At 58.6% G+C, this 23,034-nt stretch carries 29 protein-coding genes and 1 tRNA gene; 11 read left to right on the forward strand and 19 right to left on the reverse strand.

Annotation, left to right across the window (positions count from 1 at the left end; all coding sequences use genetic code 11):
* Positions 1–35 precede the first annotated feature (35 nt).
* The 3 genes from F4V43_RS03290 to F4V43_RS03300 all read right to left on the reverse strand — a co-directional run bounded on the left by F4V43_RS03290 (position 36) and on the right by F4V43_RS03300 (position 2,335).
* Positions 36–653, reverse strand: coding sequence for a DedA family protein (locus tag F4V43_RS03290; RefSeq protein ID WP_150456818.1), 618 nt, complete (start codon positions 651–653; stop codon positions 36–38).
* A 158-nt stretch (positions 654–811) separates the two neighbouring features.
* Positions 812–1,498: a YitT family protein gene (locus F4V43_RS03295; protein ID WP_150456819.1), complete on the reverse strand. Its 687-nt coding sequence runs from the start codon at positions 1,496–1,498 to the stop codon at positions 812–814.
* A 330-nt stretch (positions 1,499–1,828) separates the two neighbouring features.
* Entirely contained in the window at positions 1,829–2,335 is a 507-nt protein-coding gene (locus tag F4V43_RS03300; RefSeq protein ID WP_150456820.1) for a Crp/Fnr family transcriptional regulator, read from the reverse strand.
* 137 nt (positions 2,336–2,472) lie between these two features.
* On the opposite strand from F4V43_RS03300, the gene F4V43_RS03305 reads away from it, so the two are divergent.
* On the forward strand, positions 2,473–2,688 hold the full coding sequence (locus F4V43_RS03305) for a hypothetical protein (RefSeq protein ID WP_150456821.1): 216 nt from the start codon (positions 2,473–2,475) through the stop codon (positions 2,686–2,688).
* 29 nt (positions 2,689–2,717) lie between these two features.
* Here F4V43_RS03305 and F4V43_RS03310 read toward each other — a convergent pair whose 3' ends face one another.
* Positions 2,718–3,212, reverse strand: coding sequence for a general stress protein (locus F4V43_RS03310; RefSeq protein ID WP_150456822.1), 495 nt, complete (start codon positions 3,210–3,212; stop codon positions 2,718–2,720).
* A gap of 145 nt (positions 3,213–3,357) precedes the next feature.
* On the opposite strand from F4V43_RS03310, the gene F4V43_RS03315 reads away from it, so the two are divergent.
* Positions 3,358–4,455, forward strand: coding sequence for an AI-2E family transporter (locus F4V43_RS03315; RefSeq protein WP_150456823.1), 1,098 nt, complete (start codon positions 3,358–3,360; stop codon positions 4,453–4,455).
* Positions 4,456–4,590: 135 nt separating this feature from the next.
* Here F4V43_RS03315 and F4V43_RS03320 read toward each other — a convergent pair whose 3' ends face one another.
* From F4V43_RS03320 to rnhA, 3 genes are read right to left on the reverse strand one after another with little or no spacing between them, the layout of a single operon-like run.
* Positions 4,591–4,995 carry a hypothetical protein gene (locus tag F4V43_RS03320; RefSeq protein WP_150456824.1) on the reverse strand — a complete coding sequence of 135 codons (405 nt, stop codon included), beginning with the start codon at positions 4,993–4,995 and terminating at the stop codon, positions 4,591–4,593.
* A gap of 45 nt (positions 4,996–5,040) precedes the next feature.
* On the reverse strand, positions 5,041–5,718 hold the full coding sequence (locus tag F4V43_RS03325) for a uracil-DNA glycosylase (RefSeq protein ID WP_150456825.1): 678 nt from the start codon (positions 5,716–5,718) through the stop codon (positions 5,041–5,043).
* Positions 5,719–5,740: 22 nt separating this feature from the next.
* Entirely contained in the window at positions 5,741–6,409 is a 669-nt protein-coding gene (gene rnhA, locus F4V43_RS03330; protein ID WP_150456826.1) for a ribonuclease H, read from the reverse strand.
* 134 nt (positions 6,410–6,543) lie between these two features.
* Between rnhA and F4V43_RS03335 the strand changes: the two genes are divergently transcribed.
* From F4V43_RS03335 to F4V43_RS03350, 4 genes are all read left to right on the forward strand, one after another.
* Positions 6,544–7,158, forward strand: coding sequence for a hypothetical protein (locus tag F4V43_RS03335; protein ID WP_150456827.1), 615 nt, complete (start codon positions 6,544–6,546; stop codon positions 7,156–7,158).
* A gap of 147 nt (positions 7,159–7,305) precedes the next feature.
* On the forward strand, positions 7,306–7,584 hold the full coding sequence (locus F4V43_RS03340) for a hypothetical protein (RefSeq protein ID WP_150456828.1): 279 nt from the start codon (positions 7,306–7,308) through the stop codon (positions 7,582–7,584).
* A 34-nt stretch (positions 7,585–7,618) separates the two neighbouring features.
* Complete coding sequence (locus F4V43_RS03345) at positions 7,619–7,822, forward strand: hypothetical protein (protein ID WP_150456829.1); 204 nt, start codon at positions 7,619–7,621, stop codon at positions 7,820–7,822.
* A 100-nt stretch (positions 7,823–7,922) separates the two neighbouring features.
* Complete coding sequence (locus F4V43_RS03350) at positions 7,923–8,135, forward strand: hypothetical protein (protein WP_150456830.1); 213 nt, start codon at positions 7,923–7,925, stop codon at positions 8,133–8,135.
* A gap of 23 nt (positions 8,136–8,158) precedes the next feature.
* On the opposite strand, the gene F4V43_RS03355 is transcribed toward F4V43_RS03350, so the two are convergent.
* The 6 genes from F4V43_RS03355 to F4V43_RS03380 form a co-directional block, all read right to left on the reverse strand.
* Positions 8,159–9,331: an ATP-binding protein gene (locus tag F4V43_RS03355; RefSeq protein WP_150456831.1), complete on the reverse strand. Its 1,173-nt coding sequence runs from the start codon at positions 9,329–9,331 to the stop codon at positions 8,159–8,161.
* 10 nt (positions 9,332–9,341) lie between these two features.
* Positions 9,342–12,755 (reverse strand): response regulator, encoded by a 3,414-nt coding sequence (locus tag F4V43_RS03360; RefSeq protein WP_150456832.1) that lies wholly within the window; start codon positions 12,753–12,755, stop codon positions 9,342–9,344.
* A 167-nt stretch (positions 12,756–12,922) separates the two neighbouring features.
* Positions 12,923–13,441: a GNAT family N-acetyltransferase gene (locus F4V43_RS03365; protein WP_150456833.1), complete on the reverse strand. Its 519-nt coding sequence runs from the start codon at positions 13,439–13,441 to the stop codon at positions 12,923–12,925.
* Between the two features lie 108 nt (positions 13,442–13,549).
* Entirely contained in the window at positions 13,550–14,458 is a 909-nt protein-coding gene (locus F4V43_RS03370; protein WP_191089458.1) for an AraC family transcriptional regulator, read from the reverse strand.
* Between the two features lie 195 nt (positions 14,459–14,653).
* Positions 14,654–14,950, reverse strand: coding sequence for a DUF6171 family protein (locus F4V43_RS03375; protein WP_150456835.1), 297 nt, complete (start codon positions 14,948–14,950; stop codon positions 14,654–14,656).
* A gap of 3 nt (positions 14,951–14,953) precedes the next feature.
* Positions 14,954–16,450: an alpha-N-arabinofuranosidase gene (locus tag F4V43_RS03380; protein ID WP_150456836.1), complete on the reverse strand. Its 1,497-nt coding sequence runs from the start codon at positions 16,448–16,450 to the stop codon at positions 14,954–14,956.
* A 205-nt stretch (positions 16,451–16,655) separates the two neighbouring features.
* Here F4V43_RS03380 and F4V43_RS03385 point away from each other — a divergent pair, with 205 nt between their 5' ends.
* Entirely contained in the window at positions 16,656–17,564 is a 909-nt protein-coding gene (locus tag F4V43_RS03385; protein ID WP_150456837.1) for an ArsR/SmtB family transcription factor, read from the forward strand.
* 162 nt (positions 17,565–17,726) lie between these two features.
* Here F4V43_RS03385 and F4V43_RS03390 read toward each other — a convergent pair whose 3' ends face one another.
* The 3 genes from F4V43_RS03390 to F4V43_RS03400 form a co-directional block, all read right to left on the reverse strand.
* Positions 17,727–18,086, reverse strand: coding sequence for a GIY-YIG nuclease family protein (locus F4V43_RS03390; protein WP_150456838.1), 360 nt, complete (start codon positions 18,084–18,086; stop codon positions 17,727–17,729).
* A gap of 136 nt (positions 18,087–18,222) precedes the next feature.
* Complete coding sequence (locus F4V43_RS03395) at positions 18,223–18,696, reverse strand: hypothetical protein (protein ID WP_150456839.1); 474 nt, start codon at positions 18,694–18,696, stop codon at positions 18,223–18,225.
* The gene (locus F4V43_RS03400; RefSeq protein WP_150456840.1) at positions 18,693–19,952 is read right to left on the reverse strand and encodes a DNA polymerase IV; all 1,260 of its coding nucleotides are present in this window, start codon (positions 19,950–19,952) and stop codon (positions 18,693–18,695) included. The genes F4V43_RS03395 and F4V43_RS03400 overlap by 4 nt, the downstream gene beginning before the upstream one ends.
* A gap of 207 nt (positions 19,953–20,159) precedes the next feature.
* Here F4V43_RS03400 and F4V43_RS03405 point away from each other — a divergent pair, with 207 nt between their 5' ends.
* From F4V43_RS03405 to F4V43_RS03415, 3 genes are all read left to right on the forward strand, one after another.
* Positions 20,160–20,612, forward strand: a complete 453-nt coding sequence (locus F4V43_RS03405; protein ID WP_150456841.1) for a MarR family winged helix-turn-helix transcriptional regulator — start codon at positions 20,160–20,162, stop codon at positions 20,610–20,612.
* Positions 20,613–20,641: 29 nt separating this feature from the next.
* Positions 20,642–20,962, forward strand: a complete 321-nt coding sequence (locus tag F4V43_RS03410) for a hypothetical protein (RefSeq protein ID WP_150456842.1) — start codon at positions 20,642–20,644, stop codon at positions 20,960–20,962.
* 62 nt (positions 20,963–21,024) lie between these two features.
* Complete coding sequence (locus F4V43_RS03415) at positions 21,025–21,519, forward strand: arsinothricin resistance N-acetyltransferase ArsN1 family A (protein WP_150456843.1); 495 nt, start codon at positions 21,025–21,027, stop codon at positions 21,517–21,519.
* On the opposite strand, the gene arsC is transcribed toward F4V43_RS03415, so the two are convergent.
* The 3 genes from arsC to F4V43_RS19790 all read right to left on the reverse strand — a co-directional run bounded on the left by arsC (position 21,500) and on the right by F4V43_RS19790 (position 22,680).
* Positions 21,500–21,928: an arsenate reductase (thioredoxin) gene (gene arsC / locus F4V43_RS03420; RefSeq protein ID WP_150456844.1), complete on the reverse strand. Its 429-nt coding sequence runs from the start codon at positions 21,926–21,928 to the stop codon at positions 21,500–21,502. The genes F4V43_RS03415 and arsC overlap by 20 nt on opposite strands.
* A 67-nt stretch (positions 21,929–21,995) precedes the next feature.
* Positions 21,996–22,078, reverse strand: a tRNA-Leu gene (locus F4V43_RS03425).
* Between the two features lie 131 nt (positions 22,079–22,209).
* Complete coding sequence (locus F4V43_RS19790) at positions 22,210–22,680, reverse strand: acid shock protein (RefSeq protein WP_150456845.1); 471 nt, start codon at positions 22,678–22,680, stop codon at positions 22,210–22,212.
* A 167-nt stretch (positions 22,681–22,847) separates the two neighbouring features.
* On the opposite strand from F4V43_RS19790, the gene F4V43_RS19620 reads away from it, so the two are divergent.
* Positions 22,848–23,015: a hypothetical protein gene (locus tag F4V43_RS19620; protein WP_191089459.1), complete on the forward strand. Its 168-nt coding sequence runs from the start codon at positions 22,848–22,850 to the stop codon at positions 23,013–23,015.
* Positions 23,016–23,034: the final 19 nt, after the last annotated feature.

A 23,034-nucleotide genomic window follows, 5' to 3' on the forward strand; every position in this document is an offset into this window, starting at 1 on the left:
TGGATAAATAAAGTGTGATCGATTGCAAGAAGTTATCAACGCGTCTGTCCGGCACGGCGTCTGCGCAGGAACCAATATCCGATCAGCAGGATCGCGCCGGCAATGGCGGCATAGACGATTCCGGAGTAGATTTCCATGAAACCCGACACATGATGCCAGGATTCTCCAAGTGCGGCGCCGATCAGAACCAGAACCAAGTTCCAGAGCAGGCTTCCCGCCGCCGTTAACAGCATGAATGGTGCGAACTTCATCCCCGACATCCCCGCAGGCACCGAAATCAGGCTCCGAACCAGCGGAATCACCCGGCAGAACAGGACCGTCCAGTAGCCGTAGCGGTCGAACCACGCCTGGGCCTTGCCGATGTCTTCCTTCCGGATGCGAAGCACCCGCCCGTATTTCTCCACCAGCCGTTCCAGCCGATGGCGGTCGAGCAGCCGTCCGACGCCATACAGAATGGCCGCGCCCAGCAGAGATCCCGCCGTTGCGGCAGCCGTAACTCCCGCGATGCTGAGTCCCGATTCGATCGTCATGAAGCCGCCGAACGGCAGAATGACTTCCGACGGAATGGGCGGAAACACATTTTCAAGCGCCAGCATCAGGAAGATGCCGAGATAGCCGAACTGTTCCATGAAGTCCGTAATCCATGACCTCATCCGATCCCTCCCAGTCAAGTTTTTTTCAATTATACCTAGCATAAACCGCTGCCGCAAATTTCTGAAACAAGCAAGCGCTTTCTTGAAAACACAAAAAACAGCCGCTCCAAGAGCGGCTGTCTCATAAGGTCTCCCGCTAATGCGCCGGCAGGGAACGTTCAAGCTTCTCCCGCCGCCGTCTCCGGCAGACCGGGCAAATTGCCCTGCGGCTGTGAAGACGCCCGCTTGGACTGCGGCTTGCGCCGGACACCGAGCGAGGTGATCCATGTAATCATCTGGCCGGCGACAACGACCGCCATGGCCGTGTACAGCGTTTCTCTCAGCGGCATGTACAGCAGGGAGAGAAGAAGAACGCAGACATCCATCAGGATAAATACCGTTCCCACCTTCAGTCCTTTCCATTCGCTGATCAGCACGGCAAAGATATCGTCGCCTCCGCTGGCTCCGCCCGCACGCAGCACCATACCCGCTCCGAGACCCGTGAGCAGTCCCGAGAGCAGCGCCGCCAGCGGCAGGTTGCCGTTCAGGTCAATGACGAGCGTCGAGTAACGCTCCATCCATCCGTAGAATACGGTGAATGCTCCGGCCGACAGCACGGTGCTTCCGACGAATCCTTTGCCCTTAAGCGCCATGGCAATCAACAATACCGGCAGGTCCAGAAGCAGCGTGCTGAGGGACGGAGACAGCCCGAAGATATATTTGCCGAGCAGAGAAAGACCGACAAATCCGCCTTCCGTCAAATGATTCCTGTAGTTGATGTGAAAATACGTAAAGGCCAACAAAAACGTTCCGAACAAAATAACCGTTAACCGAAGCGGATGCCATCCGCTGTGTTGCTTTCTCATACATACTCCCCTTGTCGTGAATGCGGCTGAACGTCAGCAGCTTCTACGGCGCCGGGAAGAACGTCTAATTATGCGCCTTCGCATGTTGTTCCCTTCCTTTGCCGTGGCCGCTGACGTCTGTAGACGGTACGCACCTTCAGGCAAGGAAGCTAAGTATAAGAGAGATCATAACGTTTCCAAATCGTCCTTGGGGATTTTGTCCTTCGGGGACACATGGTATCCTGATCCTTTCCTGGTTGGGATTTGCTTCTCTTCTCATTATACCACGGCGAAGCCGGCGGCTAAACACCCGGGTCAGGCTTTCCAGCAAAATAAATCACGGGCCTGCCTCTACGAGACGCCGTGCCCCCGCAGCAGCCGGTTGACCGTCTCGCGCCGGACGCCGATCAGCTGGCCGATCTCTTCCTGCGTCAGCAGCTCGGTAATGGCTACGCCGTGCGAATAATCATTGAGCCACTTGCTCAAAAGCTCCAGCCGTTCGGCGGGAGAGCCAACGGTGAGATGATCCAGCCGGGTCTGCATGAACCGCACCTTCTCCTGCAGCAGCAGCGCAATCTCCATCGCCTTGCCCGGCTCTTCGTTGACTTCGCGGTACCAGTCGGCTGCCGCCACCGGCTCCACCTCGCTCCGCATCAGCGCCACGGCTGTACCATGCGCTTCCTTGGGCGTGATCAGCGAGTGGTGGGGTACGGTCTCTCCCGGATAAAGAATGTTGAACAGCACGGCATTGCCGTTCTCATGAATACGGGTAACCTTGAACAGACCGCTCCGAATGTGGAACAACTGGCTGCATTCATCTCCCTGGCGGAACAGGATCTCGCCTTTATGCAGTATCACGGGCTTTTGCCCCCTTTGTTCAAAAATAAGTTCGTTCGCCTAATTCCTGCGGCCGGAACCGGCATAAATTGAATCATAGCCTTCTGGAAGTACGGCCCTATAGCCATATCCTGAAATGCAAAGCGGGTGGGAGAACGGTGCCTAAGAATAACGGGAACAACGGCAATCAGAAAGGACGGTCCTCCGAAGAACTGACCCCCGAGGAGTATGCCATCATCGCAGCCGCGCTTACCGCGCTTGCCGACTTCTTCGCCTTCCTCTCTCTGATCAAGGCAAGGGAGAATACCAGCAACGATAATGCCACTTCCTCAACGTCGCAGATCACCGGTTCAAGCGGCGGACGGAGGCGCTGACTGCCCCTTCCGGCCGCAAGGGACCTCCTCTAGACTGCATGGAGCGGTATAGCTTCATGCCGGTCCAGAATTTCACGCACGCCCTTCTCGTCCGATTCCGCTTCTTCGCCCTGCAGAAGGACGAGCACCAGAATGCGCTTCAGGTCTACATGCCGCTCGTACAACTCCGCGTCCTCTGCCGGTATGCCCATGCTCATCAGTGAGACGACCAGCCCGTCTTCGCCGGGATCGTCTCCGAACTCGGCCCCCGCCGCCTTTGCCGCCGCCGCCCCGGACGCTACTGCCGTATCGGGCAGCAGATCAAGCCCGATGGCCAGGTTTCTGGCCGTGCCGAACAGCCCTTCGCTTCCGGGTCCCTCCTGCGGCTTGCGAAGGCCCGTATCCTGGCTGATGATGTCGGCCTCCTGCTTCTCCCTGGCAATCATCGAGATCCTGGCGGACTTGACTCCCTGTTCTCCCAGTTCTTCTATGGCAAGCGACGCGTCGCTCCGATGCCCGAATATGCCGATAATCAGTTTCGTCATCGCGCTTAGGCCCTCCTTCAAAGTGGTTTCCTCTCATTACCCTTTGCGGGAAATGATTGAACCCCGCGATACACCGGGTCGGCCGGGGCCTTTTGTGGTTATATAAGCATGTACATAGCCCAGCTAATAACCGGAGGTGCCGTCATTGCTCCAACATAAATATTACCGCACATGCATTGCCATCATTCTGTTCCTGCTGATCGTCTACCTCGGCTCCAAGGTATCCTTCCTGCTGGCGCCCGTCGGCGCCATTATCAGCCTGCTGCTCGTTCCCATGATGTTGTCGGGCTTCATGTACTATCTGCTCCGCCCGCTCGTCAATTATCTGGAACGGCGGAAGATCAAACGGCCGCTGGCCATTCTGCTGATCTATCTGGTCTTCATCGGACTGTTCGCCATCTTCTGGGTCGCCGTCTGGCCGACGCTGCAGGACCAGGGCAACAATTTTATCAAGAACGCCCCGAATCTGGTCCAGGATCTGCAGAACCAGTTCAACCAGCTGCGCGAGAATCCGACCACGGCCCGCTTCTTCAAGGGAGAATCGGATCTGACTACCCGGCTGTATGAATACCTGAACAACGGCGTGACCTGGGTGACCGACTCCATGAGCAACCTGATCGGCATTGTCTCCAGCATTGTCGTAGTCATCGCTACGCTGCCGATCCTTCTGTATTACATGCTGAAGGACAGCCACAAGCTGCCGGGCATCCTGCTAAGCCTGCTGCCGCGCAAATACCGCAAGGAAGGTCAGGAGACGCTCAACGACATTGACTCCGCGCTCAGCAGCTTCATTGTAACGCGGGTCATTCTGAATGTGATTCTCGGCATCATGTTCTATGTCGGCTTTCTGTTCATCGGACTGCCTTACTCGCTGCTGCTCGCGATCGTGTCCATCCCGCTGAACTTCATTCCGTATGTCGGAGCCATTCTCTCCGCGGTTCCCGTCCTGATTGTCGGGTTCATCGACTCCCCGATGACCGCGGTCTGGTCGCTGGTCATCATCATAGTCGCCCAGCAGATTCAGGACAATCTGCTCACTCCGATTATCTACGGCAAATCGCTCGACATCCATCCGCTGACGACCGTTGTACTGGTGCTGGTCGGCGGAGATTTCAACGGCATAATCGGCGTCCTGATCGCCCTCCCGCTGTACATGGTCGCCAAAATTGTCTTCCTGCGCGTCTATGGGATCATCCTTGCGGGACGCAGCGAGGACAGGCCCGCTTCGGAAGAGATCAAGTAGACGGACACATTGCCCGCAAGAGCAGAGCCAGGAAATGGAACCGGGCAGACGAACAAAGGGGACTTGCAGCTTAGCCGGATAACCGGCGGCGCAAGTCCCTGTCTTGTGTAGTCCGCTTTCCGGCGCTTATCCCGGTTATCCGCGGAGCGACCGGACTACGAATTGATGGTTGCCCTTGATCAGCGTTCGCCCGTCTTCCAGCGTAACCGAGCCCTTCGTGTGGGAGGCCAGCGTCGTATTCAGGGCGATCAGGCGATCTCCCTTCCAGACGGTTACCGCCGACTTGAAATAGACGGCGTTGTCGAACTGCTGGCGCTCGCGCATGCAGTAGCCGACCGGGTTCAGAGCAGGCGGAAGCGCCCGCTCCTTGGGCGCCAGAGCCTTAATCATGACGATCTCCCGCAGGGGAACGCCCGTCTCCTGATGACCGACGACGATGCGGCCCGCCGCGGCGTCCCATTTACGCAGCACGCCCCGGAAGGTGACATACGGCGGTTCGCCGCAGTAGAGAATGACCGGCTTGCCGATCCATTGCCTCATGTCCGCTTCCTCCTTTCTTCCTATCCGTCAGTTGTGTCTCTGCGATTACTGCGGCTGTTGATCCGGTATGCTCCAGTCAATCGGCCTAAGGCCGTGTTCCTTCAGAAAAGCATTGGCCCGCGAGAAGGGCCGGCTCCCCAGAAAGCCCCGGTGCGCCGAGAACGGGCTCGGATGCGGGGACTGGATCACCAGATGGCGGCTCTTGTCGATGAACGAGCCCTTCTGCTGGGCATGACTGCCCCAGAGAATGAAGACCATCGGGTCAGGCCTGTCATTCAGCTTGTCCATTATGGCATCGGTGAACCGCTCCCAGCCCAGTCCTTTATGCGAGTTCGGCTGCCCCTCCCGAACGGTCAGGACGGCATTCAGCAGAAGCACGCCTTCCTTCGCCCAAGAGACGAGCGAGCCGTGGTTCGGTACCGGAACACCCAGGTCATCGTGCAGCTCCGTATAGATATTGCGCAGCGACGGAGGGACCCGTACCCCCGGCTTCACCGAGAAGCTGAGCCCTTCCGCCTGCCCGGGTCCATGATAAGGGTCCTGCCCCAGAATGACGGCCCGCGTCTCTGCGTAAGGCGTCAGCCGCAGCGCCGTGAACAGCAGCTCTTTGGGCGGATACACCTGATACTGCTTGTATTCCCGCGCCAGCGTATAGCGCAGTTCCTGAAAGTAAGGCTGCTGCGTCTCCTCGCGCAGCACCTCGTCCCAGTCGTTCCCGAACATGCTTCTTCCCCCTTCGGAGCGCTTACTTGCGCCCGTAATCCGCCTTGATCTCTCCCCATTCCCGGGTCTGCCATTTCAGTACCCGGTTCGGATAATCATGCGTGCGCAGCCAGTGCTCCGCGCGGTCGACCAGATTCCAGATTTCTTCGGTGGTTCGGTCCCGGGGCAGCGTGGTCGCCACCTTCTTCTGCTTGACCCATTTGATCGCGTTAAGGGAATCGCTGTAGACCGTCTTGGAGCTGCCCTCCCGGTGCAGCAGCGCCAGCGCATGGACGATGGCCAGGAACTCGCCAAGATTATTGGTTCCCTTCGAGATCGGCCCGCAGGCAAAAATCACGTCGCCCGTTCCGGTATCGACGCCCTTGTATTCCACCGGCCCCGGGTTCCCCCGGGTGCCGACATCGACCGAGATGCTGTCGTAGTCGATGCGCTCCGCCGGTTCTCCTCCGGCGGCTCCCGCCCGAGCCGTGCGCCCCGTCCGGGATTTGGCGGCCGCGCCCGAGCCGGACGAGCCCTGGCCCCAGCGGCCTTTCCACCCGCCCCGGTAAGCTTCCTCGGCTTCCTGGCGGGATTCATAGGATTTGTATTTTGCCCCTGTAAATTGATCCGTCTGCCGCCGGCATTCCGCCCACGAACCGTAGATACCCGGTTCCCGGCCCACCCAAACGACGTAGTATTTGGTCTTGGCCATCCTTGTCCACTCCTTGTTTCTGCGGCAAATCCTCATAAACTTCTGATTATGGTTCATACTAACCGACACAACCGCAACTTACAACCGTCAACCGCCGCTCCATACGGCTTCCACCAACCAAGGAGGGTTCCTGAATGATGAACAAATATGCCTTGACCGCCGGTCTGCTCGGCCTCGTCCTGCTGGCAGGCTGCGGCAACAACAACAATGACAATGGCAATAACAGCGCCGGGTCGCCGGCTCCATCCGGTTCTCCTGCGGCGAGCGCATCGCCCAGCCCGAGCGCCGGCGCAGGCGCTTCCGCTTCTCCCGCCGCTTCGGCCGACGCAGTCACCTCCGCCTCTGTCGTAGACAATGAAGAAGCCTTCAAGCACGCTATCGGCAAGGAGGGCACCTGGATCGCCGCTACCCTGAAAGACTTGACCTTCACCGAGGATCTGGTGCTGGAAGGGAAGTTCGTCCATAAAGACGAGACGATCCGCAAAATCGCCCTCTACACCCAGGACGCAGATCACAACATTACGAATTCGTTCCGCCTGACCGCTCCGAAGCTGACCATCCGCAGCGAGAACGCCCGCATTCAGGGCGGCACTTTTGTCGGGGATGTCTATGTGGAAGCCAACGGCTTCAGCCTGGTCAATGCCACGGTTGAAGGCAATGTGCATTTTGCTAAAGAGGAGTATAAGAAGAGCTTCAGCACAGCCGACCAGGGCAAGGTTACCGGCCAGACCGAAGTCATGGCCCATTAGAATTGCCCGGCTTCCGGCGGGAGAACCCGAATTCGCCCTCACGCTCTTGGGATATAACTCGCATCTTCCCTCTGCCCTGTTTCAACACAACGGAGCAGAGGGTTATTTATAGATGCAGGACGTTATAGACCAAGAGGAGGAACCATCATGAGCCCAATGACCCCATCCGCCAAAGCGGACAAAATAGAACGTCTATCCCGTGATATTCAAGATATGCAGGAGGAAGCCCGGCGCATTTCCTACGAACTCTCCGCCGTCCGCAACCGTACCGAGAACGGCTGGGAGTGGGAAGTGACTTTTTATGGCAAGAAGGTCCACATCCGCGCAGACGACTTTCTCCGGTTGGCGCAAGTCAAAGAGAATGCCAGCTCCAGAGAGCTGTTCAAAGAACTGGTCGCCTGGAAGATCCGTTCCCTGTCCATTTAATTCAACCCCCATTGCCCGCGAGAGGAGAATTCCCATGGAAGAACCGCGCAAGGATTTGCTCGACGAGAAACGAGGCAGCGGCGTTGATCCGATTCCGGAGCCCGACAGCCGGAAAGCCGATGCGGAAGGCTCCACCGCCGCTGTCGACGATGCTGTAAGCGGAATGATGGACAAGCTGGAGGAGAGTTTCTTCGGCAAGCCGGAAGAACGCAGCGATTCCGGCCGGAAAACGAAATAAACGGGGCTAATGACGCCCCGCGGATTGACGCTTCTCCTATACCCTCCTATAATACGAAGAAAACTTATGAAACTAACGATCCTTGGAGGAGGAGCCGTCTATGCCGCAAACGTTGGAAAAGAATGTTGATTTTCTGGTAGCCGCTCTGTCCCAGACGTTCATCACTGCTCTGAAACTCGGAGAAGACGGGATGTATGAACGCGTCGGCTTCGGACGGGTAGAGAAATACTCCGGCGATTTGGTCCGTCTCCGCGGAATCGACGGTACTGTGAATCATTTCGAGCGCGGAGCCGTCCGGTTCCAGCGCCGGTAATTCCGCCAGAAATCGGCCGCGTCCTAGACGCGGCCGATTTCGATTGGAACGGTGAAGCGGAAGACGGAACCGCTCTGCTCGGCCGACGAGGCCGAAATCGTTCCGCCCATCAATTCCACTAACATTTTGCAGATTGACAGTCCGAGTCCGGTGCCGCCTGTGTGAGAACGGCTGCCCGCTCCAAGCTGAGTGAACGGCTGGAACAAGAGGCTCTGCTGTTCCTCGGAAATACCGATGCCGGTATCTTCCACGATGCAACGCAGGTCCATCCATTCCCCCCGCTGCGCCGCCTTCTCCATCCTGACAACGACCCCGCCCCGTTCGGTGAACTTGACGGCGTTGCCGATCAGATTTGCCAGAACCTGCCGCAGCCGGTTGGGATCCCCCAGCAGCAGCGCGGGAACGCCCGGATCGAACTCCAGATTCAATCCGATTCCTTTCTCCCTGGCCATCTCCCGGAACAGATCGGCCGTCTCGCCAACGGTCGCGTGCAGATCGAACAGCACACGGTCCAACTCCATTCTGCCGGCTTCCATCTTGGTGAAATCCAGAATGTCGTTGACGACCGACAGCAGCGCCTGTCCGCTTGTATGGATAATGTTCGCGAGGCGCTCCTCTTCTTCTCCCAGCTTGCCGGTTCGGAGCTGCTCGGACATCGCCAGAATTCCGTTCAGCGGGGTCCGGACTTCATGGCTCATCATAGCAAGAAAGCCGCTCTTGACGCGCAGCGCCGCTTCGGCCTTCTCTTTGAGCTGCTCCAGCACCCGGTTGGTCTCTTCCAGTTCCTCGGTCTTGAGCTGCAGCTCCTTGCGAACCTGATACAGCCGGACGAAGCCCTCGATCTTGCTCTTGAGAATGTCCGGCTGAAACGGCTTCGAGATATAATCGATCGCTCCCGCCGAATAGGCCAGCCGGTTATTCTCCAGCTCCGAAGTCAGCGAAGTCAGGAAGATGATCGGAACATCTTGCGATTTCCGGCGCATCTTAATTCGTCTGGCCGTCTCAAAACCATCCATTTCCGGCATCATGACATCCATAATAATCAAGGCGTACTCTTCTTCCAGCAGGTACCGCAGCGCCTCCATGCCGGAGGCCGCACCCACCAGCTCATACGGCGTATCCGTGAGCAGCGCCTCTATCGAGGTATATTCATCCGGGCGATCATCCACCAATAAAATGCGAATAGGATACTCCATAAATCCCCCTCTATCGAATCAGCCAGGCTTTCAGCACGGTTACAAGCTGCGTGGTATTGATCGGCTTGGAAATATAGTCGGAGGCTCCGGCCTCCAGACACTTGAGCCGGTCTTCCTCCATAGCTCTCGCCGTCAGCGCAATCATGACGAGACCGTCGTATTCCGACATCTGCCGGATTCGCTGCATGGTCTCATAACCGTCCATCTCCGGCATCATAATATCCATGAACATCAGCTCTACCGGCCCCTCGCTCTCCAGCAGCGCCAGCGCTTCCTTCCCGTTCTGGGCGAAGCGAATGTCCATATTGTAGCCCTCCAGCACACTGGAGAGAGCAAAAATATTGCGCATATCGTCATCGACGAGCATAATCCGCTTCCCGGCAAACGCCGCTTCGGGATTATGCAGCTTCTCGATCAGCTGCTGCTTGTCCGGCGGCAGATCGCGCAGTCTGCGGTGCAGATAGAGCGCCGTCTCGTCATAGAGACGCTCAATCGACTTGACGTTCTTGATGACAATGTTCTCCGCATAGTGGCGGATCCGCTGCTCATCCGTCTTGGTCAGTTCCTTGCCGGTATAGATAATGACAGGCAGCGTCTGCAGCTTGCGGTTGGTCTTGATCTGTTCCAGCAGATCAAAGCCCGAGATATCGGCCAGTCCGAGATCCAGCACCATGCAGTCAAAATGCAGCGCTCCGAGCCGCTCCAGCGCTTCCCGGCCGGTACCGGCCGCAATCACGCGCACATCGGGACTCTCGATGAATTCGACCAGGCTTTTGCGCAGATCGGCATTGTCTTCAACAATTAGCAGATTCTTCACCCGCCGGCGGATATAGGTCTCAATCTGGAGGAAGGCGGCCTCCAGCTCGTTCTGATCCCCCGGTTTCTTCCAGAATCCGAGGGCGCCCATGGCCAGACTCTGCTGATTCTCATCCGTGGTCGAGATGACATGGACCGGAATATGCCGCAGATCCGGCCGGCTCTTCAGCCGGCTGATGATGGACCAGCCGTCAAGAACCGGCAGATGAAGGTCCAGCACAATCGAGTCCGGCTTATAGGCATGGGCCAGAGCCAGCCCCTGGTCGCCCTGGAACGCCACAATGGCCTTGAAGCCGCGTTGTCGGGCCAGCCGGAGCAGAATACCGGCGAACTCCGAATCATCTTCGATAATCAGCAGCACATGATCCCCCGGCTCCAGGTCGTTCCGATCATCGTCCAGATCGGAGTATTGCAGCAGCTTCGGATTGGCGATGGAGATATCCGGCACGAACGACTCCCGGAAGCCGGGATTTGCGCGTTCGTCTGCCGGCCCGGCTTCGGGCAGCGGCGGCAGCTCCGAAGCTGCGGCCACCAGGGAGACGCCTTCCGGCGGCTCGGCCGCAGGCAGATGCAGCGAGAAGGTGCTTCCCTTGCCCTCTGCCGTCTCCACTTCGATACGTCCGCCAAGCAGCGAAGCCAGCTCGCGGCAGATCGTCAGGCCAAGACCCGTTCCGCCGTATCGGCGGCTGGTCGTGCCGTCCGCCTGCTGGAACGCTTCAAAGATATGGCCCAGCTTGTCCGCCGGGATGCCGATGCCGGTATCGCTGACGGCGAAGATCACTTCTTCTCCGCTCAGACGAACGGAGAGCGTAACGGCCCCCTGCTCGGTGAACTTCAGCGCATTGGTCAGCAGATTGTTCAGAATCTGCTGAAGCCGGTGGCCGTCGGTCATGAGCCATTCGGGCAGACGGCTGTCGCTCTGCGCCTCGAAGCGCAGGCCCTTCTTCTTGGCCTGCTGCTCAAAGTGCCGGAGCATCTGCAGGCGCACATCGGACAGGCGGACCGGCTCCAGGACCGCTGCCATTTTGCCGACCTCCAGCTTGGCCAGGTCCAGAATCTCGTCGATCAGCTGCAGCAAGTCTTTGCCTGCCGAGAATATGGTATGCACATATTCCAACTGCTTGGTTCCCAGGTTCCCTTCGCGGTTCTCTGCCAGAATCTGCGAGAGAATCAGCAGACTGTTCAGCGGCGTCCGAAGTTCATGGGATACATTCGCCAGAAACTCGGATTTGTACTGGGCGGCCATCCGGATCTCTTCCGCCTGGGCCTGAATCTCCAGCTTCTGCGCCTCGGTATGCTCCTTCTCATGCTTCAGCTTCCGGTTCGATTCCAGCAGCTCCTCGGATTGGGCCCTAAGCTCCTCGGTCTGTGCGGCCAGTTCATCGGCTTGGGCGGCAATCTCGAACTTCTGCGCTTCCGTCTGTTCCTTCTCGCGCTTGAGCCCCTCATTGGATTCCAGCAGCTTCTCCGCCTGCAATTTCAATTCTTCCGCCTGAACCCGCAGTTCCTCCGCTTGCGTCTCGATCTCCCGCTTCTGCGCTTCCGTCCGCTCCTGCTCGCGCTTCAACTCCAGATTCGATTCGAGCAATTCCTCCGTCTGTGCTCTCAGCTCTTCGGCCTGGGCTTCAATCTCTTCCTTCTGCGCTTCCAGCTCTTCCGTCTGCGCCCGAAGCTCTTGCGTCTGGGCCTGGAGTTCCTCCGTCTGGGCTTCAAGCTCCTCCTTCTGAAGAGACGTCTCCTTCAGCAGCGAATCGATCCGGGCGACATCGGACAGCGTATTGATCAACGTTCCCATATTGGCGCCCGCCCGTTCGGCGAACCGGCGCTCCCTCTCGCGCAGCGAGCCGGTCAGCGCCAGCTCGGCCACCGCCATGATCCGGTCCTCATGCCGAATCGGCATCAGAAGCAGCGCCTTCGGCAGCGTCTCTCCGAGGCCGGAACGAATTCTGAAATAGTCGGAGGGGAGCCCCTCCAGATAGACCGGCTGGCCATCCAGCGCGCATTGGCCGACCAGGCCGGATCCGAGTCTGAAAGCCTGGCCGGAGAGAGCCTCTTCATCATACGCGTAGCCCGCGCTGAACCGGGCCGCTCCGCCTTCCAGCACGTACAGCGCGCCGAAGCTTGCCCCGACCGCCGAAGCCAGACCGGCCACGAACAGCCGGGAGGCTTCCTGCAAATGCACCGTTCCCTGCATCCGGAGGGCCAGCTCCGATACCCGGTCGTTGATCCAGGCCTGCTCCTCCGCCTTCAGCCGAAGCAGCCTCTCTTCCTCGGTCTTATGGTATAAATCGGCGGCAATGGACTGAAAGGACCGCGCCAGGCCGGCGAATTCTCCCCGGCCTCCATTCAGGCCGTCCAGGCCGTCCGCCGGAGAGAGCGACCCTTCGGCCACATCCCGGGCGATTCCGCCGAGCCGTGTTATTCCCGCTTGAATCGACCCGGCCAGCTTCCCGAGCAGCAGGACTCCCGCCGCGGTCCCGCAGGCCCCGGCAATGACTGCGGCCACCCGCGGCCCCCCCGTTAGATAGAAGATCGAAACGGCAATCAGAACAGCGCCCAAAGCCATGAAAACGGCCGTCGCCAGCCGAATTTGAATTTTAAGATTCATTATGCCCATCCTTGTTGGTCGATTGTACAGAACACTTCCAATTATACTGTTCCCGCCCCGACAATGATAGCCAGCAGCCGGGAAGAAATTGAAGGGGGGCTCTTGCTCTCCTGAATCCTGTCTGTGTCGCCTAAGCTTCTTGGCCGCATAAAAAAACCGGCGCTCGTTCAAGCGCCGGCCTGCCGGTCCTCCGCTGCTTCCGCTCTGCGTGCGGCCTTGCTTGCGGCCAGCAGCTTCTCCATGCAAAGACTGGATGGACAATCCACATATTCTCCGTAGCGGTCAATAGGCAAGTATCCATGCTTCCGGTAGAAGCCCACTGCCTCAGCCTGAGGCTCCCCGGTCTCGAGGCGCATCACGGAGCAGCCGCTCCCCAGCGCCGCCTGCTCCAGACGCTCCAGCAGCGCCCGGGCGATCCCCTGATTCCGGTGCCCCGGCTCCACATAGAAGCGTTTCAGTTCACCGCAGCCGTCGTCCAGACGCTTGAACGCGCCGCAGCCGACCGGTTCATTCCCCAGATAGGCGACCAGAAAGAACATCCGCTGCACGGACGGATTCTGAAAATCGACGGCAAATATCTCCTCCGGCGGATACAGACCGGACAAGTAGACATCCAGCCGGGCAATAAGCCGTGATAAATCCGGATGTTCCGGCGGCACCGGCTCCAGCCGCAGCGTTCGTTCCATGTTCCGGCTCCCCCTTGTCAGCAATTTCAGGTTATTGTACAACCGATGCAGCGGTTCGTCCAGAGGGAGCGGCACAGCTTCGGCTGCGCAGAGCCCCCTCACTCCGCCTTATTCGTTGCAAGCCCCGGCGCGCAGGGAGCGGACGTACTCCGTGGGCGTCATATGCTTGATCCGGCGGAATACCCGGCCAAAATAGGTCAGGCTGGAATAGCCCACCTGCAGGGCAACCTCCTGCACGGTCATCCGGCGAAGCCGCAGCAGCCGGCTGGCTTCATGAATCCGAAGCATATTGATATATTCCACCATGGTGCTGCCGGTGGCGCGTTTGAACAAATTGCACAGATAATTCGGCGTCACACAGCAGATGCGGGCCGCTTGAGCAATGCTGATCGGCTCGCGGTAATGCTCGCTGAGATAGACCAGCAGCGGCTGAACGGCCCCTTCCGGCCGCTCAGGCTGCCGGGGTCGTCTTCGGCCGGCCTGCTGGCTGGCCAGTCCGAGCGAAGAGAGCAGATTCCCTCTTACCAGCTTCTCGTAGCCGGCAGGCCGGCTCTGGCAGCTCTGGATGATCCGGTCCAGACATTCCCGGACCTGGCGCGTCGCTTCCTGCCCCTCCTCGTAGAAGACCGGCAGCTCCGCTTCACTGTCTGGCAACAGACGCAGCCGGAGCTCCTGCGCTTCAACTGCGCCCGCCGCCGTCCCGCTTCCCAGCAATTCCTTGCCGAAGACTACCGCGTAGAGCTCGCTGTCCTCTTCTTCAGGCAGAGCGGCGTGCAGCTGGCCGGAGGGCACGAACGCCGCTTCCCCCGCCCCAAGCTCGCGGGAAGACGCGCCGATCTGCACGCGGAAACGCCCTTTGGCAACGGCGATCCATTCCATCTGCTCCTCCCTCTGGTGGGGCATCAGCACAGGTTCGGGAGGATGGACATGAATCAGCCGGATCGGGAAGACCCGCTCCGAAGTCCCGGCGCGTTCTGCCCCGCAGAGACAGCAGCCGCCATTCTTAGAGTGTTCCATGTGAATTCTCCTTCCAAATATCGTAAAATCGTTCGAGTTCATGGATAGCGAGAGGGCCGCCAGGCAGCCATAAGGCTGACCGCAGCGGCCCTGCTTATTAAGGTGCAGGTTCACGGACAAGGGAGACGTATTTATCGGGCAGCGAAGCAGCCGGCCGGCCCTGCCGGAGCCGGGCAGGGCCGGCTAATGCGCAGCTCAAGACCCCGCAGATACATTCCCGGACGGCACCCGGACGCGCCAGGCGCCGCCGCCGGGCAGCGGGCAGGCCCTCTCCTTCAGCCAGGCGACCACAGGAATGATGCAGCCGCAGGCCCGGCAGGTGACGCCGTTCTCCAGCTTGGGACAGGCCGAGCAGATCTGCAGCCGTTCCCGGTATTCCTCCTCTGCGACCCGCTTGTCGGGTGCGAACATGGAGGTCTTCAGCAGCCGCTCCATCTGGGCATCCGTTACCCGGTAATCTTCGCGGCAGGCCTTGCAGCTCGTATCCGCCATTTTCTATGCCCGTGCCAGCTCCAGCGCAGCGATGGACATGGCCGGCAGCGTTACGGTCAGCCCGCCGCCTTCAAGCCGGAACGACTCGAAGGTCTTCGGAGCTACGCGGTCCGGCTGGTCGAACGTGTTATGCGCATCAATCGCATCTCCGGCCAGCACCGTGCCGCGAACCGTCAAGCCTTCGGTCTCCAGTCCCCGCAGGTCAATGGCCACCTCCGCTTCCGAGCCGTGCTGCAGATTGCAGAGGCTCAGGTGAATCCGGCCTTCCCGGTCGCGGGAAGCGGTGCCGCTTACGGCCGGAATTTCGGTCTTGCCGTCCAGCGTGTAGACGCCCGCTTCCAGATCAAGCGGCAGCCGCTCGGCGTCCTGGTGAACTTTGTAGAGATCGAACGCATGGTAAGTCGGAGTCAACAGCAGCTTCTCGCCTTCGGTCAGAATGACGGCCTGGAGAACGTTCACCGTCTGGGCAATATTCGCCATCCGGACCCGCTCGCTGTGTTTATGGAAGATGTTGAACGTAAGCCCCGCGACCAGCGCGTCGCGGATGCTGTTCTGCTGGTACAGGAATCCGGGGTTCGTGCCGGGTTCGACATTGTACCAGGTTCCCCATTCGTCCACGATAAGACCCACCCGGCGCTCCGGATCATACTTATCCATAATGGTGCTGTGCCGTGCGATCAATTCATCCATATGAAGCGCCCGCCGAAGCGTATGGAACCAGGCCTCTTCGCCGAAGCCCGTCGCATCTCCTTTATCGGCCCACTCGCCGGTCGGCAGCGTATAGTAATGAAGCGTGATGGAATCCATGAAGCGTCCGGCCTCGCGCATCAGCACTTCCATCCAGTTGTAATCGTCCGCATTGGGGCCGCATGCGATCCGGTGAATAACGTTGCCGTCATAGTTGCGGACATAGGTCTGATAGCGCCGGTAGAGGTCGGCGTAGTATTCGGGACGCATGTTGCCGCCGCAGCCCCAGTTCTCGTTGCCCACGCCGAAGTAGCTCACCTTCCACGCTTCATCCTGCCCGTTCCCGCGGCGCAGTTCCGCCATTGGCGAGACGCCTCCGAAGGTCAGGTATTCCACCCATTCGGACATCTCCTGGACGGTTCCGCTGCCGACATTGCCGTTGATGTACGGCTCGCATTCCAGCTGGCGGCACAGCTCCATGAATTCATGTGTCCCGAAATGATTGTTCTCTACCACTCCGCCCCAGTGGGTGTTGACCATCCGCTTGCGGGTCTCCCGCGGACCGATGCCGTCCTTCCAGTGATATTCATCGGCAAAACAGCCTCCCGGCCAGCGAAGCACCGGAACCCGGATTTGGCGAAGCGCTTTCACAACGTCGCTGCGGATGCCGTTCGTATGAGGAATCTCCGAATCCTCTCCGACCCAGATCCCTTCATAGATACAACGGCCAAGATGTTCGGAGAAATGTCCGTACAGGTTGCGGTTAAGGATTCCTCCGGGAAGATCCGCATTGAGCACGCCACGATAAGCCATGCGTTAATCACTCCTTAATTAATATATGTATTAATTACTTTGCATTCGTATTAACAGTATAGTTCAATTTGCGCGCTATCGTCAATTCATTCACTCTTATTTCTTCTCATACAAGCCAAAAATGCCGCTTCGCGGGAAACGGCTTGCCAAAGGAAGAGGATTTAGATAATATAAACATTAATCAAATGCAAAGAGGCGAACGCTAATGAAGCTGGACCTGACGGAACACTCCCTTCCCGTATATGAAGCGCTGGCAAGCCCCGTTCGGCTGCGGGTACTGCGCCTGCTGGCCGAACGGCCGATGAATATCAAGGAGCTGGCGGGTGCGGTCGGCCTCTCCAGCGCCATTATGACCATGCACGTGCGCAAGCTTGCCGAAGCCGGATTGATCGCTACCCAGATGGCGCCCGGGAAGAGCGGGCTGCAGAAGATCTGCTCCCTTGCCGTCTCCCAGACGGAGATTCGTCTCTCCGGCAGTTCCCCCGGCCACAAGAGTCACCGGGTGGAGATCCCTGTCGGACACTATTCCGACTTCCGGATTGAGCCGACCTGCGGGCTGGCTACGCCCGACAAGATTATCGGCAACTTCGACGATCCCCGCTACTTCTGGGAACCGGAGCGCATCAATGCCGGAGTGCTCTGGCTCGGCAAAGGCTTCATCGAATACAAAGCCCCGAATTACCTATTGTCCAGCCAGCAGCCGCGCGAACTGGTGCTGACCATGGAGATTGCTTCGGAGGCGCCGGCTACGAACAACAACTATCCGTCCGATATCACGTTTACCTTCAATGGGGTTGTAGTGGGCGTCTGGACCAGTCCCGGCGATTACGGCGACCGCAAAGGCAAATATACACCGGAGTGGTGGCCGGCCTATACGAACCAGTACGGTCTGCTGAAGCAGCTGCGGATTACGGACGAAGGCACCTTTATGGACGGCCAGAAGCTGTCGGATATCGTGCTGGGCGATGTGGATATCCGGCGCAAGCAGTGGACTTTCCGTCTGTCCGTTGAGGAAGAGGCGCGCCATCAGGGCGGTCTGACCCTGTTCGGCAAAGGCTTCGGCAATTACAACGAGCACCTCTCGGCCGAGCTGTTCTACGACGAGGCGCACTGACCGACGGTCAGACGCCCGGCTGCTCTTCCTTATCCGAAGAGCAGCCAGAAACGGCAGCAAGGCAGCTCCTTCGGGTCGGACGCCGATCCCCGGGGAGCTGCCTTGCTGCCTGCTTTTATCCAAGAGTGCGTGTTATGTTCCCTATATTCCCCTGACGGACCGCTACTCTTCCTTCATGCGGTGATATCCCCGCTCTCCGTAAGGCTGAAGCTTCTCCAGCCAGGCCTTCTCCATCTGCTTGACTTCCCATTTGATGTCCTGGACCCCTTCCGTATCCTTCTGCTCCAGCACTTCATAGGTAAAGCCCTCCGCCCCGGTCAGCTTCCAGTCCGCCTGGAGGCCGGCATTCGGATGCCGCCCGTCGTTCAGATGCATTTGCAGTGTATGCCAGCGATTCTTCAGATTGGGAAAACCGGTCAGGAATTTTTTGCCATTGGCCTTGTTGGTTAGGCATATGACTCCCATATACGTCTTGATCTCTTTGAATTCATCGACCAGATGCTTGCGGCGCTGCTTATCCATTCTTCTTCCTCCCCGCCGGATTTCGGTCCTTCGTTTAGTAATTTACTAAATTACTGAAAAAGCTACCATGCCTCCGTTCCGAAGTCAAGGACTCTGGATAAATCAGACCGCCGCACATCGCTTACCTAGGCGCTTATTACTTAGACTCTCCCCGCATTCGCTTCATCAGTTCGTCCACGTAGCGTCCGAACCGGACCCCGATCTGGGCCCGCGTCTCTTCTCGCGTAATGTCGAAGCTTCCTGTATAGCCTCTGCATTTATACATATATTTGATGACGATGTCATCCTGCTCCCCGCTTCCCACCCGAATGCTTCGCCTGCTTAGCTCACGCCGCAGTTCATACAGATCTTGGCTGATCCGCTGGGCGACATATTCTCCCGCTGCCGTGTAGAAGTCTCTCAGCACCCCTTTGTAGAATCTGAGATCATCCAGGTTCTTCTGGATGATCGTGAGCATATGCGGCAGGAGCGTATAATCCCGCATGAGAATCAGCTCCTCCACGGCAGGCTGTCCGGCGGCGGGCGGATCATTTCTTCTTCCGTACTCTTCAGCGTGCTCCTTCAGCACAAAACGCGTCGCCCAAGGGTCGCTCTTGGCCTGATGACTCATATCCAGTGCCCCCCAATCTGTCCGGCCCGCTCCCTCGCCACTCCGGCTTCCAGCAGCGAAGAGGCCCGGAGAATGGCGTCGCTGCCGAACCGGTCCTTGATCCCGTCCAGCGTCCGTTCCATGGAGTAGGCCCGGGGCCGGTCCTCAAACAGCGTGAGCTGATACGTCTCATCCGAAGTCAACTGATCGAGCGAGATATGAAGCCGGGCCACCGGCAGCCCGCTCCAATGCTTGCGGAACAGCCGCCCAGCCGCCTCCGCCACCTCATGGGTAAGCGAGGACGGCTGAGACAGCGTGGCCTGGCGGCCGAAGCTTCTGGATTTCTCCCCGTCCGTCTCGGCCGCGCCCACACTGATCACCTGCCCCATAACTCCGTATGAGCGCGCCCGCCGGCATACCTCAATGACCAGCTCCAGCAGCACGACCTCGATATCCTCCAGACTGCGGTACAGACTGGCGCGGAGCGTCTTGCCGTGGCTGATGGATTGCTGCGGCTTCATCCGGATGCCGGGCTTGATCGCGCTGGGGTCAATACCCCGCGCCACCTGCCAGTAGTATTCGGCCTTCAGGTCGCTCTGCTTGCCCATCTCCCGGCGCATCTTCTGTTTGAAGTCGCCCAGCTCCAGCCGGGCCACGTCCCCGATAGTCGGAAGCCCCATCCGCATAAAGTGATCGGTCATTCGGCCTGCGACCATATACATCTTGCTCACCGGCAACGGCCACAGCTCTTGCTCGATATTGCTGTAATTCAGCTTGAAAATGCCGTCGGGCCGCTGCTTCGCAAAGTTGTCGGTGGCCGTCTTCGCCAGAATCTTGCTTGGGCCCACTCCCACCCGGGTCCAGATTCCCGTGGAGAGCTGCACCCGGGTCTGAATATTCCGCGCCAGTTCTTCTACGGAACCGTAATGACGGAGGCTGCCGGTCACATCGAGAAATTGCTCGTCTATGGAGAAAGGCTCCACCTGATCCGTATACGACTCATAAATCTTCGTAATCAGCAGGGATATCCGAATGTACATCCGCATCCGCGGACGAATGACCACGAGATCCGGGCATTTGACCCGCGCTTCGTTGATCCGCTGCGCAGTGGTCACTCCATAGGCTTTGGCCACCGGGCAGGCGGCCAGAATAATGCCCGCAGGGCGCTCCGGATCTCCGATGGCCACCGGCCGGTTCTTGAGCTCCGGACGGGCCGCTTTTTCGACAGAGGCATAGAACGACTGGCAGTCGATTAAAAACAGGGTCCGTTCTTTCATTCTCCCACCTCTAAGCGAACGTATATTCTCATCGTTACTCTATTATATGCACGAACACCTGTTTGTATGCAAGGATCAAAAATTGGATTTCCGGCTAGGGAAATCCTAAAAAGGGCGCTCGCAGTCGTATTTGGCCGTTAATATTGCCGAATATTACTTGCAACATGCAAGTTATTGAGGTATAACTGGTGGCAGGAGGTGAGAGGAATGGAAAATGCGCGCGAACTCTTTCAGATTCTGACCCGGCGCTTCGGCCTGCTGAACCGGAACTGCTGCACGATTGAAGGAAAGAGCATCACGCCGGTACAGAGCCACATTCTGTATGAAGTTGAACGCCGGCATCAGCCTTCCATGCAGCAAATCGCCGAGACGCTGGGAACCGACATTACTACGTTCAGCCGCCAGGTGCAGTCGCTGGTGCGCATGGAGTTGCTCCGCAAGACACCCGATCCCTCGGACCGCCGGATTTCCATTCTTGCGCTTACGGCAAAGGGGCAGGAAGCCGCAGCGGCCATTGACCTGCAAATGAACAGCTACCTGGAGGAAGTCTTCTCTTATATGAGCGAGTCCGATCGGGAAATGGTCATCCGTTCCGTTCAAATGATGAACGAGGCTATGGCCAGGTCGAACCGCTGCTGCCGTCCGGTCCAAATCGATTAATCTATCAGCCTAAAACAGGAGTGAATCTTATGAACGAGACCCATCCGGATCAAATCCGCCGCACGGTTCGCAGCCGATACCAGCCAATTGCAGCGGCAGCTATTCAAGCGTCAGGGCCCGCCAAGAACGTCGGCTCCTGCTGCGGAGCCCCCACGGACTTCAACGAGATATCGGCCCGTCTCGGATACGCGAGCGATGAACTGCAGGCCGTGCCCGAAGGAGCGAATTTGGGACTCGGCTGCGGAAATCCACAGGCCATTGCCGGGCTGCAGCCAGGCGAATGCGTGCTGGATCTGGGAAGAGCAATCGGGCGCTTTTCTCAAAGACTGGGTACCGGCAAGAAACATTGAAGACTATATCGTCTCGGCCGTCATTCAGGCCGTCAAGCCTTAAGCCAGAGGAGCTGGAGAGCATGGAGGAACTTGCAGTCCGGCGGGCAGCAGCCGGGGATATCGAAGATCTGTTGCACATTTATAATCAGGGGATTGAAGACCGGATTGCCACGCTGGAAGAAGAGATCAAAGATCTGGCCTATATGAAGCGGTGGATGGAAGAACATCAGGGCAGACATGCGGTGCTGGTTGCGGAGAGGAACGGCCTCCCGGTCGGCTGGGCATCGCTGAACCCTTACTCCCACCGCTGCGCGTACCGCGGCGTAGCCGATCTGTCGGTCTACATCCGCAGGGAGTACCGCGGACAGGGCGTCGGATCCCTCCTGCTACAGGCGCTGGAAGAAGAGGCAAGGTTGAGCGGGTTCCGCAAAATCATCCTGTTCACTTTCCCCTTCAATAACCAGGGCCAGGGCCTGTACCGGAAAATGAAATACCGCGAGGTCGGCATCTTCGAGAACCAGGGCCTTCTGGACGGAGCGCCGATCGATGTAATGATTATGGAGAAACTGCTGTAGTCTCGGCGAACTGCCGGATACGAACGCCGATCTCATCCCGTACCCGCTGGAACACGGCCCATTTCTCCTCGTCGTTGCCTTCCGCTCTGGCCGGATCGTCAAATCCCCAATGCTCGCGTCTTACGCCCGGAGGAGTCACCGGGCACTTGTCCGCCGCGTCGGCGCAGAGCGTCACGACGAGCGTGGCCCGGTTCAGCAGATCCGGATCAATCAGATCCGAGGTGTGGCCGGAGATATCGATGCCGACTTCGTTCATCGCCTTCACTGCATTCGGATTGAGCCCATGCGTCTCGATGCCTGCGCTGTACACCTCCCATTCTTTCGGGAGCCACTTCTTGGCCCAGCCTTCGGCCATCTGGCTGCGGCAGGAGTTCCCGGTGCAGAGAAAATAAATTATAGGGTTGGACATTGAAATTCCTCCTTGGATACAAAAAACACCACATCCTCAAAATAAAAGATGCGGTGTTCTACAATAATGCCGAAGACCGGACTCGAACCGGTACGGGGTTGCCCCCGACAGATTTTAAGTCTGTTGTGTCTGCCATTCCACCACTCCGGCACAAAGAAAAGCAACAAAAATTATGATAGCACGCTTCCCCGGGAGGCGCAATATTTCTTTTGTAAAATAGAAGAGCCTCCCGCCCCCGCGCAAAGCGGAAGCAAGAGGCCCATCCGTGAGGCAGGCGGCGCCTAGCGGCGCTGCTCTCCGCTGTTGCGGCTGCGCATGCCGGCCAGGCCGAGAAGCCCGATCAGCCCCAGCCAACCCCAGTTGGAGTTGTTGTTGTCGTTGTTGCCTGTGCTTGCCGCGCGGTAACGGCCGCGTTCGTTGTTCGTGTTCAGCGGCGTAATGCTGTCGCGCGTTCCTGTTCCCATGCCCCGGTATGTGCCGGTGCCGGTTCCGGTCCCCATTCCGTTGCCGGTCCGGTCCGAACTCATCGGGGTAATCCGTCCGCCGGAGTTGTTCCCGCTGGTTCCGTGATAATTGCCGTTCAGGTCGGTGACACCCTGACCGCGCATATGCGTGTCCTTGTGCGGCATTTCACTCATCAAAGGCGCGATGCCTCTGTCGGCGGTCACCGTGGCATCGGAAGCGAATGCCGCGCCGGTAAGGCTCATCGACAACGCAACGCTGCCGACCACACTTGCCATCAGCTTGTTCAAAAGCCATTCCTCCTTGGCTGGATTTGAATTTCGCCGATAGCATCCCCGGAGGCGGGCAGGTCTATTCGGCGGCTCGCGCGGCCGGACTAAATCTGATTTTGCCGGAATGAACAGAGCCGTTCTGAAGCAACCTAGGAAGCAGACTAGCTATAAGGAGGACAAATCCCATGGATATTCACAGCGATTCCTACCGGGTAGCCGCTCTGGACCGCGGGGAAGCCGCCGTCCGGCTCATCCGGGAAGCGGAGCAGGAAGTATCCCGGCTTGCCGGCCGTCCCGTCACCTTGATTGCCTACGAGCCGGCACCCGGAGAACCGGCGGTCCCCCAGAGCTGAACCCTGCGCCGCAACCCCG

Origin of the sequence: Paenibacillus spiritus (assembly GCF_008710135.1) — a bacterium.
GTDB lineage: Bacteria > Bacillota > Bacilli > Paenibacillales > Paenibacillaceae > Paenibacillus_AQ > Paenibacillus_AQ glufosinatiresistens.

Coding starts and splice junctions, on each gene's coding strand:
- F4V43_RS03380 (WP_150456836.1), bottom strand. CDS start 16,450: ATGGCTTATCGTGGCGTGCTCAATGCGGATCTTCCCGGAGGAATCCTT.
- F4V43_RS03320 (WP_150456824.1), bottom strand. CDS start 4,995: ATGAGGCAATGGATCGGCAAGCCGGTCATTCTCTACTGCGGCGAACCG.
- F4V43_RS03345 (WP_150456829.1), top strand. CDS start 7,619: ATGGAAGAACCGCGCAAGGATTTGCTCGACGAGAAACGAGGCAGCGGC.
- rnhA (WP_150456826.1), bottom strand. CDS start 6,409: ATGGCCAAGACCAAATACTACGTCGTTTGGGTGGGCCGGGAACCGGGT.
- F4V43_RS03340 (WP_150456828.1), top strand. CDS start 7,306: ATGAGCCCAATGACCCCATCCGCCAAAGCGGACAAAATAGAACGTCTA.
- F4V43_RS03400 (WP_150456840.1), bottom strand. CDS start 19,952: ATGAAAGAACGGACCCTGTTTTTAATCGACTGCCAGTCGTTCTATGCC.
- F4V43_RS19620 (WP_191089459.1), top strand. CDS start 22,848: ATGGATATTCACAGCGATTCCTACCGGGTAGCCGCTCTGGACCGCGGG.
- F4V43_RS03375 (WP_150456835.1), bottom strand. CDS start 14,950: ATGGCGGATACGAGCTGCAAGGCCTGCCGCGAAGATTACCGGGTAACG.
- F4V43_RS03415 (WP_150456843.1), top strand. CDS start 21,025: ATGGAGGAACTTGCAGTCCGGCGGGCAGCAGCCGGGGATATCGAAGAT.
- F4V43_RS03385 (WP_150456837.1), top strand. CDS start 16,656: ATGAAGCTGGACCTGACGGAACACTCCCTTCCCGTATATGAAGCGCTG.
- F4V43_RS03405 (WP_150456841.1), top strand. CDS start 20,160: ATGGAAAATGCGCGCGAACTCTTTCAGATTCTGACCCGGCGCTTCGGC.
- F4V43_RS03290 (WP_150456818.1), bottom strand. CDS start 653: ATGAGGTCATGGATTACGGACTTCATGGAACAGTTCGGCTATCTCGGC.
- F4V43_RS03360 (WP_150456832.1), bottom strand. CDS start 12,755: ATGAATCTTAAAATTCAAATTCGGCTGGCGACGGCCGTTTTCATGGCT.
- F4V43_RS03365 (WP_150456833.1), bottom strand. CDS start 13,441: ATGGAACGAACGCTGCGGCTGGAGCCGGTGCCGCCGGAACATCCGGAT.
- F4V43_RS03410 (WP_150456842.1), top strand. CDS start 20,642: ATGAACGAGACCCATCCGGATCAAATCCGCCGCACGGTTCGCAGCCGA.
- F4V43_RS03335 (WP_150456827.1), top strand. CDS start 6,544: ATGATGAACAAATATGCCTTGACCGCCGGTCTGCTCGGCCTCGTCCTG.
- F4V43_RS03355 (WP_150456831.1), bottom strand. CDS start 9,331: ATGGAGTATCCTATTCGCATTTTATTGGTGGATGATCGCCCGGATGAA.
- F4V43_RS03310 (WP_150456822.1), bottom strand. CDS start 3,212: ATGACGAAACTGATTATCGGCATATTCGGGCATCGGAGCGACGCGTCG.
- F4V43_RS03370 (WP_191089458.1), bottom strand. CDS start 14,458: ATGGAACACTCTAAGAATGGCGGCTGCTGTCTCTGCGGGGCAGAACGC.
- F4V43_RS03325 (WP_150456825.1), bottom strand. CDS start 5,718: ATGTTCGGGAACGACTGGGACGAGGTGCTGCGCGAGGAGACGCAGCAG.
- F4V43_RS03295 (WP_150456819.1), bottom strand. CDS start 1,498: ATGAGAAAGCAACACAGCGGATGGCATCCGCTTCGGTTAACGGTTATT.
- arsC (WP_150456844.1), bottom strand. CDS start 21,928: ATGTCCAACCCTATAATTTATTTTCTCTGCACCGGGAACTCCTGCCGC.
- F4V43_RS03350 (WP_150456830.1), top strand. CDS start 7,923: ATGCCGCAAACGTTGGAAAAGAATGTTGATTTTCTGGTAGCCGCTCTG.
- F4V43_RS03390 (WP_150456838.1), bottom strand. CDS start 18,086: ATGGATAAGCAGCGCCGCAAGCATCTGGTCGATGAATTCAAAGAGATC.
- F4V43_RS03395 (WP_150456839.1), bottom strand. CDS start 18,696: ATGAGTCATCAGGCCAAGAGCGACCCTTGGGCGACGCGTTTTGTGCTG.